General features: G+C 46.7%; 10 protein-coding genes and 2 tRNA genes. All 12 read left to right on the forward strand.

Translation table 11 applies throughout. The annotated features are described in order from the left end of the window. Nucleotides 1-22: 22 nt before the first annotated feature. Nucleotides 23-4,402: a translocation/assembly module TamB domain-containing protein gene (locus H8K55_RS13620; protein ID WP_222612473.1), complete on the forward strand. Its 4,380-nt coding sequence runs from the start codon at nt 23-25 to the stop codon at nt 4,400-4,402. Nucleotides 4,403-4,526: 124 nt separating this feature from the next. Continuing rightward, nucleotides 4,527-5,348 carry a cell envelope integrity protein TolA gene (gene tolA, locus H8K55_RS13625; RefSeq protein WP_230408617.1) on the forward strand — a complete coding sequence of 274 codons (822 nt, stop codon included), beginning with the start codon at nt 4,527-4,529 and terminating at the stop codon, nt 5,346-5,348. A gap of 6 nt (nt 5,349-5,354) precedes the next feature. After that, the gene (gene tolB, locus H8K55_RS13630; protein WP_186942616.1) at nt 5,355-6,644 is read left to right on the forward strand and encodes a Tol-Pal system beta propeller repeat protein TolB; all 1,290 of its coding nucleotides are present in this window, start codon (nt 5,355-5,357) and stop codon (nt 6,642-6,644) included. 76 nt (nt 6,645-6,720) lie between these two features. Further along, nucleotides 6,721-7,248 (forward strand): peptidoglycan-associated lipoprotein Pal, encoded by a 528-nt coding sequence (gene pal, locus H8K55_RS13635; protein ID WP_186942617.1) that lies wholly within the window; start codon nt 6,721-6,723, stop codon nt 7,246-7,248. 147 nt (nt 7,249-7,395) lie between these two features. After that, a complete protein-coding gene (gene ybgF, locus H8K55_RS13640; RefSeq protein ID WP_186942618.1) occupies nt 7,396-8,160 on the forward strand; it encodes a tol-pal system protein YbgF in 765 nt (254 codons plus the stop codon). Nucleotides 8,161-8,213: 53 nt separating this feature from the next. Then, nucleotides 8,214-8,289 (forward strand) — tRNA-Lys (locus tag H8K55_RS13645). A gap of 101 nt (nt 8,290-8,390) precedes the next feature. Then, nucleotides 8,391-8,466: transfer RNA gene (locus H8K55_RS13650), tRNA-Lys, on the forward strand. A gap of 573 nt (nt 8,467-9,039) precedes the next feature. After that, entirely contained in the window at nt 9,040-9,963 is a 924-nt protein-coding gene (locus H8K55_RS13655) for a hypothetical protein (RefSeq protein WP_186942619.1), read from the forward strand. Nucleotides 9,964-10,017: 54 nt separating this feature from the next. Further along, nucleotides 10,018-12,312, forward strand: a complete 2,295-nt coding sequence (locus H8K55_RS13660) for a KAP family P-loop NTPase fold protein (protein WP_186942620.1) — start codon at nt 10,018-10,020, stop codon at nt 12,310-12,312. An 883-nt stretch (nt 12,313-13,195) separates the two neighbouring features. Then, a complete protein-coding gene (locus tag H8K55_RS13665; RefSeq protein ID WP_186942621.1) occupies nt 13,196-14,215 on the forward strand; it encodes a PfkB family carbohydrate kinase in 1,020 nt (339 codons plus the stop codon). A gap of 78 nt (nt 14,216-14,293) precedes the next feature. Continuing rightward, complete coding sequence (locus tag H8K55_RS13670; RefSeq protein WP_186942622.1) at nt 14,294-15,178, forward strand: class I SAM-dependent methyltransferase; 885 nt, start codon at nt 14,294-14,296, stop codon at nt 15,176-15,178. Between the two features lie 396 nt (nt 15,179-15,574). Then, a complete protein-coding gene (locus H8K55_RS13675) occupies nt 15,575-17,032 on the forward strand; it encodes a Ppx/GppA phosphatase family protein (RefSeq protein ID WP_186942623.1) in 1,458 nt (485 codons plus the stop codon). The last annotated feature ends 229 nt before the right edge of the window (nt 17,033-17,261 follow it).

A 17,261-nucleotide genomic window follows, 5' to 3' on the forward strand; every position in this document is an offset into this window, starting at 1 on the left:
TTCGACACTTAATTTATCACCGATGCCAAGTATGCACGACCAAGAGCCATCATCTCAATACACTGATCCGAAGTTGTTGGCTTCCAAGCCTTCAGCGCACTTCGGTAAGAAATTATTGTGGGGTGTGCTGGGATTTGTGTTGGTGATTTTGTTGAGCTTGACATGGATATTTCAAAGCAATTCAGGAAGCCGCTTTCTATTTCAAGTAGTACAAAGTTTGAGTAGTGGCCGATTGCAGTTTCATCAGGTGGAAGGTCGATTAGCGGATCAACTGAGTATTGATGAAGTGACTTATCGCGACGCTCAACACAAGTTGGTGATCAGTGGTTTGCAGTTGCACTGGCAGCCGTGGGCTTTGTGGAACGGTAGACTGGAGGTCATCAGTCTGTCGGCAAGTACCGTGCGCATCGCTAGTATTCCTACTGATACAGCTCCCGTTTTGCCTGCGAGTTTGCGTCTGCCGCTGGAGGTTCACGTACAGAATCTGGCGCTCGGACGATTGATTGTGAGTCAGTTGGCTAAGAATGATCAAGAGCCGGCGCCAATGACTTTGACCGGTATCGTTGTGACAGCAAAGGCAAATTCTGATGCGCATCAGATTTCCTTGCAGCTCAATTCGGATTGGGGCGGCATGCATTTGCAAGGCAAAATGCAAACCAGTCGTCCTTTTGCACTCAATGGCGATTTTGTGTATTTCGGCCACCCCACTCAAAATCTTCCTCAAGTTTTGTTGCAAGGGGGATTAAGCGGGAGTTTGCAAGAACTCCTATTGCAGGCTAAATCAGTGCAGAAATCCAATGACGGCTTAGTGGCTGATCCACAGCAACAAGTGAATGCTGATTTACAGCTGAAATTGTCACCATTTGCACCACATCCATTGCAGTCCGCAAAACTCAGTGTGCAGAAATTAAATCCACAATGGATTAACCCGAATGCACCAAATGCGATGCTTGATATGGCACTCGACCTACAACCGAATCTGCCAAGCAGCCAGTCAAGTAGCTCGGTACAGATCAAGTCTGAGAACAAAAAAAAATCCGCAAAGCCTGACAACAAAGTCGACGCTGAAGTTGCCAGCAAGGCTGACACTAAGGCCGACACTAAGATTAAAACTAAGGCCAGCGGTACTGCCGACCCAAGCGATCCTTGGAGTTTGATCGGACAGATCTCGCTACGAAATTCGATGACCCAAACTGTCGATCAACATGGCTTGCCGGTGAAATCATTTGAGTCAAAAATTCACTGGCAGGGACAACATTTAGATCTCAGTAAAATCAAAATTGAACTATCTGCCGGAAGTATTCTCGCCGATGCCAAGGTCCAATTTCGTCCTGCGATGTTGCCTTTGATCGATTCGAAATTAGTGTTGAAAGACCTCGATTTGGCGCAACTTGATAGTCGTTTGCGCCAGAGTAGGATAGAGGGCATGCTGCAATTGCAGTCTAAGGATGCGCGACGAATAGATTTTCAAGCGCAATTGAATGAACTGCGTGAACCGCGCGCGAGTTTAAATGCGGACGCCAGTTTTTTGCTGAATGCACATGGCGATAGCGGCTTGTTGCAGTTTAAGCGTTTGGAACTACAGGCTGATCAAGCGCGCCTGAACGGCATCGGCGAAATAAATTTTGAAGGTGACAAGCTCTTTAAATTTCAAGCCAAGTTAGTTCAATTTAATCCTGCGTATTGGTGGAAAGCGCCTGCCGGTAAGCTTGATGGTGAAATGCAGGTCAGCGGTAATTTAGCGCCACAGCTCAGTATTAAATTGCAATTGCCAAGCTTATCCGGTGAATTAGCTGGCCAGAAAATTTCGGCCAGTGGTACTGCAGACTGGCAGCAAGCATCACTGTTGAAGCTTGATCAATTTGAATTGCAGTGGGGGGCAAACAAGTTGCAAGCGAATGGTGCCTTGGGTGTTGCACCAAATCAGTTGAACTTGAATCTGCAAGCAGATGACCTGACTTTATTTGATTCTTTGACTGGATTCCCTCTCGCAGGTAAAGCGAATGTCAAAGCCACACTCAGTGGAAAACTTGATGCTCCTTCCACTAAGTTGATACTCCACGCTGACGATTTACGTTCTTCACGTGGTTTGGCGATTGGACAATTAGATGCCGATCTTCAGATGGGAATGAATCCGCTCGATCCAATTGTTCTGCAAGTCAATGCCAGTCAATTTAAATCGACTAGCATCGCGTTGAATTCGGTAGCAGATTCACGGCCAGGGCAGCAATTGCCGATAGAAAAACGTAAAACATTACTTGAGCGTTTGCAGTTATCAGTGCAGGGAACCCGCTGTGATCATAAGATCGATTTAGCTCTGCAAATGGATAAGACCCAGCAATTATCTTTGCTGGCACAGGGCGGATGGATACTGGCTAAGGCTGCGCCAGCCGGATCGAAAAAAATGGTCACACCACTTGAAGCAAATGGCTGGAGTGGACACATAGAACAATTGAAATTGCGTGGTATCGGCGCTAGAGTCGCATCGCATATGCCGCAGGATGATTTGATATTGCAAGCACCTATGCAGATCAATCTTAACAGTCAAAAAATCAGCGTAGGCGCAGCACGATTCGTCGGTGGATTCGGTAAGCTGGCCTTGGAACAACTTGACTGGACGCCGCAGTCCTTAGTCACCAAAGGGAAACTCGATGAGTTTCCTGTGATGGAGGTGTTGAAGCTAGTCAAGCCACAAGAAAGTATGCAAGGTGATTTGCGGATAGGTATGCAATGGGATTTGCAGCTGAAAGACAATGTGCGTGGTGCCGTGAATATCGCACGTCAAAGCGGAGACCTAACAGTGCTCGATGCGGATGGTACCGGGCATCCTATGGCATTAGGTTTGAGTGAAGCGACATTGCAATTGCAAGCTGGCGGTTTGATCGCAGGTAGCGATGCCGAGCAAATCAAAATACAGATGTTAGGGTTGGGTAGTAGGATGGGCGAATGGCGTGCAAATTTGAATACGCAAATTAAACGCGTCAATGATAAATGGACTTTCAGTTCAGAAGCTCCCCTAAAAGGCGAGTTACACGCGAATATGCCAGAATTGCAGTGGCTCGCTGGTCAGTTCAGTGCCGATATTGCGGTCAAGGGTGCGCTTAAATTAGATGCGGAATTTGGTGGACAGTTTTCGAAACCAACTTATCAAGCAAATTTAGCGGGAACGGGCTTGGAGTTGGCATTTGCTGCGGAAGGTTTGTTATTCCCGAACGGCGAATTACGCGCAAGCTTGAATCAAGACATTCTGAAATTAGAGCGCCTGCGTTTTGCGAATAAGGTGACATTCGTTCCTAAATTAGAGCAGTTTCAGGACTTGAACTGGAGCGGACGAGAAGGCGAATTTAGTGCTGCAGGGGAGGTCAATTGGCGTAATCAGTCAGGTGCGATTCAGGCGAATTGGAAAGATTTCCCTTTACTGCAAAGAAAAGATCGTTGGTTAGTTGTCAGTGGCCAGGCCAATATTACGCAAGTTGAACGTACCTGGGCTTTAATCGGTAAGTTGCGGGCTGATGCGGCCTATTTTAAATTGCCGAAATTGCCGCCGCCAAGTTTGTCGAGCGACGTATTAGTCTCGAAAGGAATCAAATTAGTCGATGAAGATGTCGACTTAGATAGCGGGAAGAAAGGCTTAAAAACTAAATTGGATCTGCAAATCGATATGGGGCCTAAGTTTGTGTTTGTTGGTCGCGGTTTGAATACCGCACTGACTGGCACTTTGCGTTTGCGCAGCAATGACGGCTCTCCTGTCCATGCTAGCGGTTCGATAGCCACTAACGGCGGGCAGTATGAAGGCTATGGGCAGCAGTTGGAAATTGAGCGCGGTATTTTGAATTTCCAAGGCGCACCAAGTAATCCTTCTCTTAACATCCGTGCCCTGCGCAAAGGTTTGCCGATTGAGGCCGGCGTGGATGTTACTGGGACGGTGGCGAATCCTCAGGTAAGACTGGTATCAGAACCGAATGTGCCTGATAGCGAAAAGATTTCTTGGTTAGTATTGGGACGAGAATCAGATCAGGTTGGGAGTGCCGATGCAACTCTGCTGTTGTCGGCGGCAGGTGCAATTTTTGGTGGTGACGGTAGTCGGAATATTCCACGTGAATTAGTGCAAGGCTTGGGCTTTGATGAGTTTTCTATCGGACCGGCAGAAAGCGGTGGATCGTCAAAATTACCGAGCCAGACTGTTGCCGGCGCGACCGCAGTAGGTGCATCATCAAACGATAAAGTAGTGAATATAGGCAAGCGCTTAAGACCGGGTTTAGTCTTGTCGGTCGAGCGCGGAATGTCGGATGCGAGTGGTGCCTTAAAATTGAGTTGGCAACTCAGTCGTCGCTTACGCTTCATCGGACGTTCAGGAACGGATAATTCTATGGATGTGAAATATAGTTTTTCCTTTAATTGAGGGTAACATTCACTTAGATTTGGCGAAGGTGAAATCAGCTAAGGCTGAACGGTTTATAATCTACACGCTGGTAGTGAGCGTGAATTTTCTTTCGAATACACTGCAGAAAAATTTTTGAAAAATAATGAACGAATTTACGTATAGCGCTTCGATGAAAATGCAAGATCATGGACTGCAGTGGCAATCTATCGCCTTGGCCGCCCTCGTGCATTTGCTATTGCTGGCGTTTTTGGTGATCGGTGTACAGTGGCAAAGTAGTGAGACAACCGCAGTCGAAGCGGAAGTGTGGGACATGACTACGCGTGAAGCAGCGCCATTGCCTGAGCCAGTGCCAGAAGAGGTCAAACCAGTTATTGAGCCAATAGTGGAGAAACCCAGAGAGATTGAAAAACCGATAGAAGAAGACCCTGAGATCGCGATTGCGCAAGAAAAAAAGCGTAAGCAAATAGAAAAAGATAAGCAAGAAGAATTGAAAAAAGCGGAACTCAAGAAAGCTGAGTTAGAGCTCGCCAAGAAAAAAGAGTTGGAAGAGAAAAAACGGGTGGCTAAGGAAAAAGCCGCACAAGATAAGATTTTCGAAGAGAATATGCGTCGCTTGAATGGGCAAGTTGTGAAGTCCGGTTCGGGTGGCTTGGGAGATGCATTGAAGTCTACTGGAAATAATCGTGGTGACCCTAGTTACAATGCGAAGGTGGCGGCTAAGATTAAAGCAAACACCATTTATGTGGTGAACGATACGTCCTCGAATAATCCTACCGTAGAATTTGTGATTCAACTATTTCCTGATGGATCTTTAAAAGGACCCATCAAGAAAACCAAGTCCTCAGGTGTGCCGGCCTTTGATGAAGCAGTCGAAAAAGCGATTGAAAAATCACAGCCGTTCCCACGTGATAAATCGGGTGAAGTACCGGGCAGTCTCAATTTAGTTCATAGAATGAAAGATTAAAGCTTCATGAAAAAGTCTTCTATCAGTAAAGCATTGTTTACGGGCTGGTTTGCGTTGATGGCGCTGACCGCGAGCATATCGGCACAAGCGCAAATGCGTGTTGAAATTTCAGGCGTAGGCTCGAATCAGATTCCGATTGCCGTAGCCGCGTTCGCGAATGAAGAAATTTCACCGCAGTTAGTCTCCAGCATTATTCGGGATGATCTCAATCGCAGTGGTTATTTTCGCTTAATCGATGTCGGTAGCGCGATTTCTGAAACCGCGACTGTGGACTTCGAAAACTGGAAAGGAAAGGGCGCCACTGCTTTAGTCGTCGGCAGCGTACAAAAGCGTGGAGAAGGACGTTTTGATGTGCGTTATAAACTCTTTGATGTCCTGAAAGGCGATATGTTATCCGGCTTTGCCATGGATACGCCAAGCCCAAAAATTCGCTTGACTGCTCATAAAATTGCCGACGATATTTATGAAAAATTGACGGGCATTCCTGGCGTATTTTCAACCCGGATCGCCTATGTGACTAAAGCTGGCAGCGAATATCGTTTAGAAATTTCAGATGCTGATGGCGAAGGCGTACAAGTGGCGCTTACTTCGAAAGAACCGATTATTTCACCGATCTGGTCGCCTGATGGAATGAAAGTCGCCTATGTATCGATGGAACTCAAAAAGCCTATCGTCTACATACAAAATTTGATGACGGGGCAACGGACGACGGTAGCAAATTTTAAGGGGAATAATTCTTCACCGTCCTGGTCGCCAGATGGTAGTAAGTTGTTAGTGACTTTATCTAAAGGGGCGATTGCTCAGGTGTATTCGATTAATGCGGATGGTTCAGATGCCCAGCGTTTGAGCAATTCCGGCGGTATCGATACTGAAGGACGTTATTCTCCGGATGGTCGTTATATTTATTTCGTCAGTGATCGTAGTGGTGGCGCACAGATTTATCGTATGAATGCTGATGGCAGCGATGTTAAGCGCATTACTTTCAAAGGCAGCTATAACATCTCGCCACGGATCTCGCCGGATGGAAATACCATGGTTTATATTTCTCGTCGTGATGGCGGTGATCAAGTATATGCGATGGATTTACTTAATAATGGTCAAGAATTACGACTTTCGGATACCAATCGCGATGAGTCGCCGAGCTTCGCACCAAATGGTCGTTATGTTTTGTATGCGACCCAAACTGGTCGTCGTGGCACCTTAGGAATTGCATCAACAGACGCGAAAGTGAAGCAAAAATTGACGATACAGGCAGGCGAAATCCGCGAGCCGACTTGGGGTCCCTTCATGAAGTAGTGGAAATCCTCGATTTTTAGAGTACAATTTAGCGTTAAGTTTGGTTTTGAGTTTTAATTTCTAACAGGAGAGTTTCATGCGTTTGACATCAGCATCCAAGACCGTTGCGGTCTTATTGGCAAGTATCGCTTTAATCAGTGCTTGCAGCACACCAGTAAAATTGGAAGAACCAGCGAAAATCGTTGAAAAATCTCCAGAGCCAGTAAAGCCAGCAGATACACGTGAAGTGAAGCCTGTTGTTGCCGCAGAAGTTGACCCTTTGACACAAGGCGCATTGGCAAAACGTAGTATCTATTTTGATTATGATAGCTATGTTGTTAAAGAAGAATTTAAAGGCATCGTTGAAGCACATGCTAAGTACTTGGTAGCAAACAAAGGCCGTAAGATTTTGGTTCAAGGTAATACAGATGAACGCGGTGGCCGTGAATACAATATCGCTTTGGGTCAAAAACGTGCAGAAGCAGTGCGTAAAGCATTGGCATTATTAGGTGTATCTGAAGCACAAGTTGAAGCTGTATCTTTGGGCGAAGAAAAACCAAAAGCAACTGGTAGCGATGAAGCATCTTGGGCAGAGAATCGCCGTTCTGACATCGTTTATCAATAATCGATACAAATAATTTTGTAATTATTTAAAAAATTATTTTTGAAGTTATTTTTACCTAGCGATCAGTAAAAACGGACTTTGCGGTGTCATACTGCAAAGTCCGTTTTTTTATTGATGAAAGCTTTTTAGAATTTCGATTGAGGTGGCATGATGAACGTATCCGGTTTGAACAAACAGCTTAAAGGCTTGGCATTTGCGTTGATGTTGATGCCTGCAATTGCATCTGCAGGTTTATTTGATGACGAAGAGGCGCGTAAAGCTATTCTCGATTTGCGCGCCAAAATCACCGCGCTGACGGCCAAAATGGAAGCCAGACTCGACGACAAAGCAGATAAAACGTCGGTTCTGGAACTGAATAATCAAAACGAGCAATTAAAGGCAGAAATTTCTGCCTTGCGCGGGCAGATTGAAGTTTTATTAAATGATCTGGCGAATCTGCAAAAACGTCAACAAGATTTCTATGTCGATCTGGATAAGCGCATACGTGCTTTGGAGCCAAAGAAGCTCACGGTCGAAGGACGTGAAGTCACGATAGAGCAAAGCGAACAGCGTAGCTTTGATGCAGCCATGAGCTTGTATAAAGCAGGCCAATATGCCAATGCAGCTTCCGCCTTCACAGGTTTTACGATTAATTATCCTGAGTCCATTTTTGCCAGTCAGGCACAGTATTGGATGGGCAATTCTTATTATGCTCAGCGCGATTGTAAAAATACCATCGTGGCTTTGGAAAAACTTTTAAAGAATTATCCCGACAACCCTAAAGAGCCAGATGCAATGTTAAACATCGCAGCCTGCCAGTTAGAGTTGAAAGACAAAAAGGAAAGTCGCAAGACTTTAATGGCCGTGATTGCTAAGTTTCCTACGAGTGAAGCGGCACAAGCAGCCAAGAACCGCTTGCCTTCAACAAAATAATCGGACTGCGTAATTGACAGCTTAAGCGAATCACCCTATAATCTCGTTCTTTCGGGTCGTTAGCTCAGCTGGTAGAGCAGCGGACTTTTAATCCGTTGGTCGCAGGTTCGAATCCCGCACGGCCTACCACGAATACAGTGAAGGACTTAGGTGTAAATCTAAGTCCTTTTCATTTACCGGATATTTCGTGTCGTAGTTTCGAAAATTCTCGGTAAATTGCAACAAGTTTTGGGTCGTTAGCTCAGCTGGTAGAGCAGCGGACTTTTAATCCGTTGGTCGCAGGTTCGAATCCCGCACGGCCTACCAAGAATTATCAAGGAAGCCCACGAATTTCGATTCGTGGGCTTTTTTGTTTCTGGTCCATTTCTGGTTCCATGTTTCGGCTTGAAGGGACATCCGTGGTCCTCAGTCCCTCCATTGTCTATTTCGAAAAAGTGGACAGGAGTTCATGTGCCTTGTCTCGAATCTGCTGGTAAGGATCGGTTACTAGCTTTTCGCACCAATGCCTGATTTCATCCGGCCGTAAGTACGGCGTGGCTAGCACACCCAATGCTGCGTGCCGGATTTCAGCCTTTGAGGACTCTAGGAATTGCGTAATGACACGGATATCCTCGCGCCGTTATCAAGCATCGAAGATCAAAAAAATCGCCAAAAAGGCAGGTGAAAATCGGGCTTGCCACCCCAAAAAAGGGTGGTATTGCCGAGAGCAGGGACAAACATGGAGGGTCCCCGGTGATCCGACCTAGCTTGCCCTGGTCTTTCGCCAGCTACAAACTCCCTGGTCACGCCGCGTCGCCCCCTCTCCGAGCAATTAACCTAATGACAATTTGACTCAGAAACTTTAAACTTCGAGTCACCGACGTAACCTTGGAGAAACACATGGCGGACGGAACCACTTCTCAAAAGATTAAGTACGCTCTGCATTTAAGTAACTGGGACTTCGACCATGGGGATAAAGAAGCCCTTCGTGCAAAGGGTAAGAGGATTATTCCGGCAGACTATGATGCCGCCATGAAAGGTGCAATTTTCTGCGCGGTTTGCTGCACAAACCTCCAGCGCGTTCCGCATAAAAAAGAACATTTCTCGAATGGTCGCTTGGCGTACTTCGGGCACATACCTAAACGATACGATCACGTGCCGTGCTCTCTAAGGTCAAAAAAGCCTGAGGGAAAACGCTTTGATACCTACGAAGAAGCCAGAAAAGCGGTAGATGCCGGGAACCTTGTCGTCGTTAGCGAATTCCTTCCCACCCGTCCAGATCTTCCTACCGAAACCGATGACGAATACAATGCAACGCCTGTAGAGAACGAAGAAGGTTTGCTTTCCGAAACGCCTATATCGCGACACAATGGTGAATCGTTCCTATTACCTAGCAGGGTGAGAACTGCGAGGGGAATATGCAGGAACTTCGATCAGAATCTTTCAAAGTACTATGTCTTTCCAGAAAAGACATTTGCTGCGCGCTTGATTGATCTCTTACACGATATACGAGATGTCACCGAACCGGACGATTCCCCTAAGCTATATTATGGACGTATCAAAGGGTCTTTTGCGGCAGGCTCAGGACTTGATCACAATATTAGAATGACGCGACTTTATTGTAACGAGACCATACAAGATTTTACATTAAAAACGACGGTAGGACTTGCAAGAGAAAAAGGCATAGACAACGATTCGAAGGATAGAATTGTACTCGTCTTTGGAAAAGTACAAATTAGCGGAATGGGTTTAAGTATTGAGAAAATAGGCTGGGGAAGCTTCGACTTGCTACCTAAGATTCATGAACATAGCTTAATGCTATAACAGCCATCGAATGAAAAATTACTTTTTGCAACATTAATAAATAAAGGGAAAGTCATGTTCGGGTTTTTCAGAAAAAAGGCCGCGAGAGCAGCGACTGAACCAGATGGAGATAGTCAGAATACGAATGACTCAGATGCTCCGCAGGAGCATGCAGTCCCTGACCAGTACATTGCGGATCAACCCATTTCGGGAAAGGCTGAAGACCGCTTCAATCGATCATTTTTTGCCACGCGAATAGCCGAGACCATAGCAACCAGAATTGATCCGTCTAGTATCGTTCTTGGCCTCTTCGGTCCTTGGGGAGACGGCAAGACATCTGTACTGGAAATGATGCAAGAAGCACTCGGCTCGTACCCAAATGCTATCGTCGTTCGGTTCAATCCTTGGCATTTCCAAAGTGAGGATCTACTGCTGAGAGGATTCTTTGCGACCCTCGCGGATGCGATGGGGCAGTCTCTTCCCAACGTGAAAGAGAAAGCTGGTGATTTACTAAAAAAATACGGTAACGTGCTTTCCCTTGCGTCCCTAACAGTTGGAGGTGTTGTCCAACTGAGACCTGGCGACGCCGTCAAGGGTGTCGGCGAAGCGATGTCGAATGTTGGACTAGATGAGCTTCGTAAACGAATTGAGCGGATGCTTGATGACGCCAACAAACGCCTAGTCATTTTGATAGACGATATCGATCGTCTAGACCGCGAAGAAACTCACGCCATTTTTAAATTGGTCAAATTATCTGCCAGCTTCAGACATACCTCGTACGTACTCGCATTTGATGATGCAGTTGTTTCAGCTGCGCTCGGTGAACGGTATGGCGCAGGTGGCTCGCCCGCTGGTCGTGCCTTCCTAGAGAAAATCATCCAAGTACCGCTGCACCTGCCCCCAGCAGACGAGAATAGCCTGAGGCAGCTTGCCTTAGAAGGGGTTCAGAACGCTCTAAATCAAGCTGGCATCGAACTAACTCAAGCCCAGATAGACGCTTTTATAAGACATTTTGACGACGCGCTCCTCCCTCGATTGGAAACGCCACGTCGCGCAAAGTTGTTCTCAAATGCACTAATGTTCGCGCTACCTATCCTTAAAGGCGAGGTCAATCCAGTTGATCTTATGCTTATTGAGGGAATACGGGTTCTGTATCCACTTCTCTACACCGGAATTAGGGAAAATTCGCAGCTTTTCCTCCGTGGCGAGCGAAATGTTCGTCAGAATGCTCTTCAAGGTACGGCTAGCCGCATCGACAGCCTTATAGAACGCCTGACGCCGGAACTAACTATTGAGGAGCAAGAAGGCGTGAAGTCACGCCTTCTGGTTCCGCTATTCCCGCGCATAGGCAGTACGGGTTACGGCAACGAATGGGACGAGATTTGGGGATCGGAGCAAAAGGTCTGTTCCAGCCAATATTTCAAGCGCTATTTCACTTATAGCGTGCCGGTCGGGGACGTTTCAGATGCAAGTGTGGCTGAACTGTGCGACGTAGTTCCGGTCGCCTCTAATGAAGAGAAACGAGCTTTGATTCTAGGCTTTGCCGAACGGCAGGGTTTGCCCCGAGTGATCTCGAGGCTTCGTCAGCGAGAGGGATCTCTAACTCAGGTTCAAGCTTCAGCTCTAATCACCGCGTTTGGACTAAACGGAGACTTACTTCCTCGCGAGCGAGGCATGATGGTTATGGCTGATACCCGAGCTAAGGCAGGAATGCTTATTGCCGGGCTTTTACGACAAATACCTACAGCGATGGAACGACAGGCTGAAGCCGAGCGCGCTATTGCAATCGCAGCGCCAGTCGGCTTTGCAATGGAATGCATTAGATGGATTCGACACTACGAAGATAAACCACCGGAAAAGAGAGTTCTGGCTGATGAGGGCGAAGAGCCATTGCGAGAAATTCTGACCACCCGCATTGAAGAGGCAGACGCTATATCGCCCTTATTTATTGCGCATCCGAAAGATGCCCCATCGCTGTACTGGTCTTGGGCCGACAGAGCGCCAGCTGGTCGCGTTCGCCAGAGACTTGAGGCGCTATTTGATGCGGTTCCGAAGCAGTTAGACACCTTTTTGAGTTGTTACGTAGGAGAAGCCTGGGGAATGGAGAATGGCCTGCCGAGACCAGCCGACTTTGAAAGAGAGCAGTACAACTCGGTATCCCGTCTCCTTCCCGCAAATTACATAGCCGAAAATTTACGGTTACGGTACGGGGAGGAACTTGATACACCTCAAAACTATCCTCCCGAGACAATGGCACAATCCCGCCGTGTTGCGCATCAGTTTATGACCGTACATCAGTATGTCTTACAGGAACAACGTGCCGTCGAGGAATCTGAGGTGAATGGCGAAGCCGCTACTGACGCTGAGTAACTCACACTGTCAAACTAAGAAAAGAGATACTGCCATTTCCCCGTCACATCAAAGCGGTAGTTGCTATAAATCGAACTCTATCATTCGTCTTAGCGGCTGTTCTAGGTTTGTGCAGAGTGTGCAAAGATGGGCTGCAAAAACGGCGCAGCCTCGTTGCAACCGCTAACTCATATGCCCCCCGTTCCGGTCTGGCTCCGGTCAACGTGCAGCATATCCAACGGGCGTGTCACAGCCATCACGTCCAGGCATTGCGGCCAAGTGGGACTCACAACAACTCGGCGGCGTGACGAAAACGCTATGCGGAACACCGGAGGCATAAAGGGCAGACACATCGCCAATGATGGCTACTGGTCGCCCTCTGGTCGGATCAGGATGCAATGAAATCAGGTCCGATCCATCTCAGGGCAAGTCGGACGTAAACGAGTGCCGGAATGCAGAAAAAACAAGGAAATTCGTGCACAAAGGAAACATCGGGAGGGGCGCCCGTTGGCATGGTAAAATGATCCAAGCCCGATGCCTACCGATACCTGACGCTTCACGTTCTTTTAATCCGTTGGTCGCAGGTTCGAATCCCGCACGGCCTACCAAGAACTTAAGTAGTCAGAAAAAGGGTTAGTTAGCTTAGGCTTACTAACCCTTTTTTGCGTTTATAACGCATACATTGCACGTGTCGCATAGATTGCCCGGTCAGGGAATATTTCTTCAGGGCTTTAGCGTGTGAAGTGCTATGTCACCATGTCTAAACCAGTGGTTCGTGAATTCTCAATACTTGCTATGGTTTCTTAGTGGATAATCGCAAACTAGTGCACTCATGGCGGAGTCGGCACCATGTATGCCACATCTCTGTCTTAACGCAATTTCGATCTCATTTAATTGAACTCATATGAAAACCAATCAGCAATTAAAAACCCCTAACCTATTGATTTACGGCGAAACCTTAATCGATGAGTTTCCGCAGCAAAAAATCATAGGCGGTGCACCTTTTAATGTGGCGCGTAGTCTGTCTTTGTTTGGCGCCCGGCCTTTGATGCTAAGTCGTGTTGGTCGCGATCAGAACGGAGAGGCGATTTTGGCTGAATGTGCTCGTACTGGGCTCAGTGCAGACGGTATACAAATCGATGACCAGCATCCTAGTGGGCGCGTGTTAGTTGAATTGATGCAAGCCGCTGATGGTCTCGATGTCGCTGCGCACCGCTTCGAGATTTTGAATGATCAGGCGTATGACTATATCGACGCTGAGATTATCGACGATTTATTAGAAAAGTATTTTCACGAAGCACCACCAGATTTGATTTATTTCGGTTCCTTAATTCAACGCAATGAAGTGTCTCAATCCAGCTTAATTTCGTTGCTGGAAGCAGAGATAACCGAAGGTGCGAGTAAGTTTTTGGATTTGAATTTGCGTGATGAGCAGGCGAGTTTGGAGACAGTGATCAGCTCGCTGAATTACTGCGACATGGTCAAATTAAATGAGGATGAATTGCAATACGTGATTCAGCACGCTTGCCCTGCTGCTGCAGCTATGACCGTAGATCATGACGAGGCGGGTTTGCGCCTCGCCTGTGAGGCGGTGATGGCTGAGTATTACATGCAAGCGATCATCGTCACTTTAGGAGCAAGAGGTTATTTTTATCTAGATGCGAATGACGTGTGTTTGCATAGTCTCGATCAGCCTTCGGCTGCAGTCGAAGTCGTCGATACGGTTGGGGCTGGGGATGCCTTTGCTGCGGTGTTCATCTATGGTTGGCAATCGAATTGGCCGATAGAAAAAACTTTGAGCGCGGCACATCGTTTTGCGACCGCCATTTGTGGAGTGCGCGGCGCAGTCGCTGATTCGCTTAGTTTTTATTCGGATTGGCTCAATGCGTTTGAGGCGACATTTGCCAGAGATAGCTGCGCTTGAGTCCATTTTCCTTTTGTTTTCTATTTTGTGCATGAGCATCAAGTAAAATAGCAAGCTTCAGTCCGCAAAGGTTACACCATGAAATCCACCGCCGTGCAAACACAGCAATCCAAATCAGAAAAACAAGAAAAGCACGAGATCCGTCCGGGGCAATCTATAGAGTTGCTGAAAGAATTACACATTTTGACGCGCGATGGCAAACTCAACCAAGATAGCCGCCGCAAGCTCAAACAGGTTTATCACTTGTATCAATTCATTGAGCCATTGCTCAAACAGGTGCTAGAACAAAAAGGCGCGGTCAGCTTGGTGGATCATGGTGCGGGTAAGTCCTACTTAGGCTTTATTTTGTATGATCTGTTTTTTAAAGATTTAGGTAAGGACAATACTTCGTGTATTTACGGTATAGAAACGCGCGATGAGTTGGTGGCGAAGTCACGTGAGCTAGCAGAACGCTTAGACTTTGGCGGTATGCAGTTCTTGAATTTGTCGGTCGCTGAATCGAGTCATTCCACTGCTCTGCCAGAACAAATCGACATTGTGACTGCTCTGCACGCATGCAATACGGCGACCGATGACGCGATTGATTTTGCTTTGAAAAAGAAAGCGAAATTTATGGTATTAGTACCGTGTTGCCAGGCAGAAGTCGCAGCGGAATTGCGTAAGTCTAAAGGTGAAGCGGTAAAAAATAATCCATTGTCAGAAATGTGGCGTCATCCTATACACACGCGGGAGTTTGGTAGTCAAATCACGAATGTCTTGCGTTGCTTGCAATTAGAGTCGCATGGATATCAGGTACGAGTCACCGAACTGGTGGGCTGGGAGCATTCGATGAAGAATGAATTGATCGTGGCCGAGTATAAAGGTGGGCGAAACAATAAGTCAGCGCAACGCTTGACGGAAATTCTGAATTCCACCGGGCTGACAAATTTGCAGCCGCGTTTTTTCTTGCCCGAACTGAAGTGAACCCAGCTGGGCTGAGCACAGTTAGCGCGTTCCAGTTCCGTCCAGCCTAGCCTGATTGATCTATCTAGTTATGCCAAGCATGCGCGTGGTTGGCATAGCATTTGTACTGCTCTTCCATACTTCCGCACATCCAAGTGATTGAGTTCTAGTGTTCTATTCTTTTGTTCGATTCTTCTGATTATCCTCCCTCTGTCGATTGTTCAAAACTGTCATAGCTGCGTCATAAAGAATGATTAATATAATTTAACCTAGATGGCCTAGATAGGGTGCGACAGTTTTGTGTCAGATGCATGAAATCCAGCTAGCCTGAGATATGATGATAATTATTCTCTGCAGCACAGTGCACGAAGAGAGATAGTTGAATTCGTGCGCCATCACTTCTTAAGGAAATTACATATGTTTGCAGCAGTCGATCTGGGTTCGAATAGTTTTCGTATGCACATCGGTAGTTATGAAGGCAGTTCGATTCGCGTGCTCAAGAGTGCGCGTGATCCTATTCGTCTTGCGGCAGGTTTGGATCAGCATGGTAATTTGACCGACGAAGCGATGCAGCGCGCTTGCGCATGTCTCGCACGCTTTAAAGAAATTTTGGCAGAATATCCAATTGATGCCGTACGTGTCGTAGCGACTAATACGGTACGTATTGCCAAAAACGCTGCTGACTTTTTGCCTGCAGCGGAGGCAGCCATTGGATTGCCGATTGAAGTAATTTCCGGCGAAGAAGAGGGACGATTGATCTACATGGGTGTATCGAATGCTTTAGCTATTCCCGCTGAGCGACGCCTGGTGATTGATATTGGCGGCGGCTCAACTGAAATTATTTTGGGGCGCGGTCATGAAATCGTGAAAGTCGAATCTTTTCCTATCGGTACCGTTAAGCATAGCGCCAATTTTTTCCCCGACGGCAGGATCACGGTAGAAGGATTTGAAGCAGCAATTTTGACAGTGCGCTCCTTACTGGAAGATGCTACGCCTGCCTATCAACCAGAATTTTGGCGCAACGCCTATGGCTCGTCTGGTACGGTGCGGGCGATTTCCGATGCCTTGTATAAAAACGGTTTCGGCGATGCAGAAGTGACCTTAGAAAAGTTGCTTGCTTTGCGTGACTACTGCATACAAAGAGGTCAGATTGATGACCTGAATCTATCCGGAATTAAGACCGAGCGAGTGGCGATGGTCATTGGCGGCCTGGCAATTTTGATTGGATTATTTCAAGAGTTGAATATCCGCATCTTGCACCCTATAGAAGCGGGTTTGCGTACAGGCGTGATGTGGGATCTCTACCTGCGCTCGACCAAGCGTGACCGGCGTGAGCTTGCGGTACATGATTTCCTGGATTTGTTTCGTGCCGATGTCGGGCGCGCTAAATTAGTTGCTGATATGGCGGGATCGCTATATCAGCAATTAAAACCCGCAAATGATAAGTTAAATCACTACGTGCATTGGAGTTCTTTGTTGCATGAAGTGGGAATGGTGATCTCGCACACTAGTTATCACAAACATGGCAGCTATTTGGTGGAGAACGCTGATATTCCAGGCTTTACCACGCGCGAACAAAAATTGATGAGTCGTTTAGTGTTAAGTCAAAAAGGTAATTTGCGCAAAGTAGGTGAGGGCTTTGTCGATCTTGATTTTGCTAAGGCTGTTTTGGCTATGCGCTTGGCGGTCAGTTTTATGCACGCGCGAGTCGAGTTGGACTATAAAGATTTTAGCCTGAAGATGAAGAGCAAGATTGAGTTAGAACTAAAAGCCGATTGGGTTAGTTTACATCCAACGGTGGCAATTTGGTTGCGCAAAGAAATCGAATGCTGGCGCGAGATTGGGGTTGATTTTGTGGTGCGTGCGGGTACTTAAGTTGGCACAATTTCGATTTTTTCCTGTTAGTTTTTGGTTTGAAGTCGCACTGTAATTGCGTAACCAAGATTAATGATGTAAATTGTTTATACTATTTAAATTAATTTAAAAATTTTTCTAAATTGGTTTTGAAAGTCTCTCAAGAAAATACAGTCTTGAGGCTATTTATAGAGAGTAATAATGGTGCGTAACTAAGGTGTGCAATAACTAAGGTGTGCAATAACTAAGG

It is taken from the genome of Affinundibacterium flavidum (assembly GCF_014284175.1).
In the GTDB taxonomy this organism is placed as follows: domain Bacteria; phylum Pseudomonadota; class Gammaproteobacteria; order Burkholderiales; family Burkholderiaceae_D; genus Undibacterium; species Undibacterium flavidum.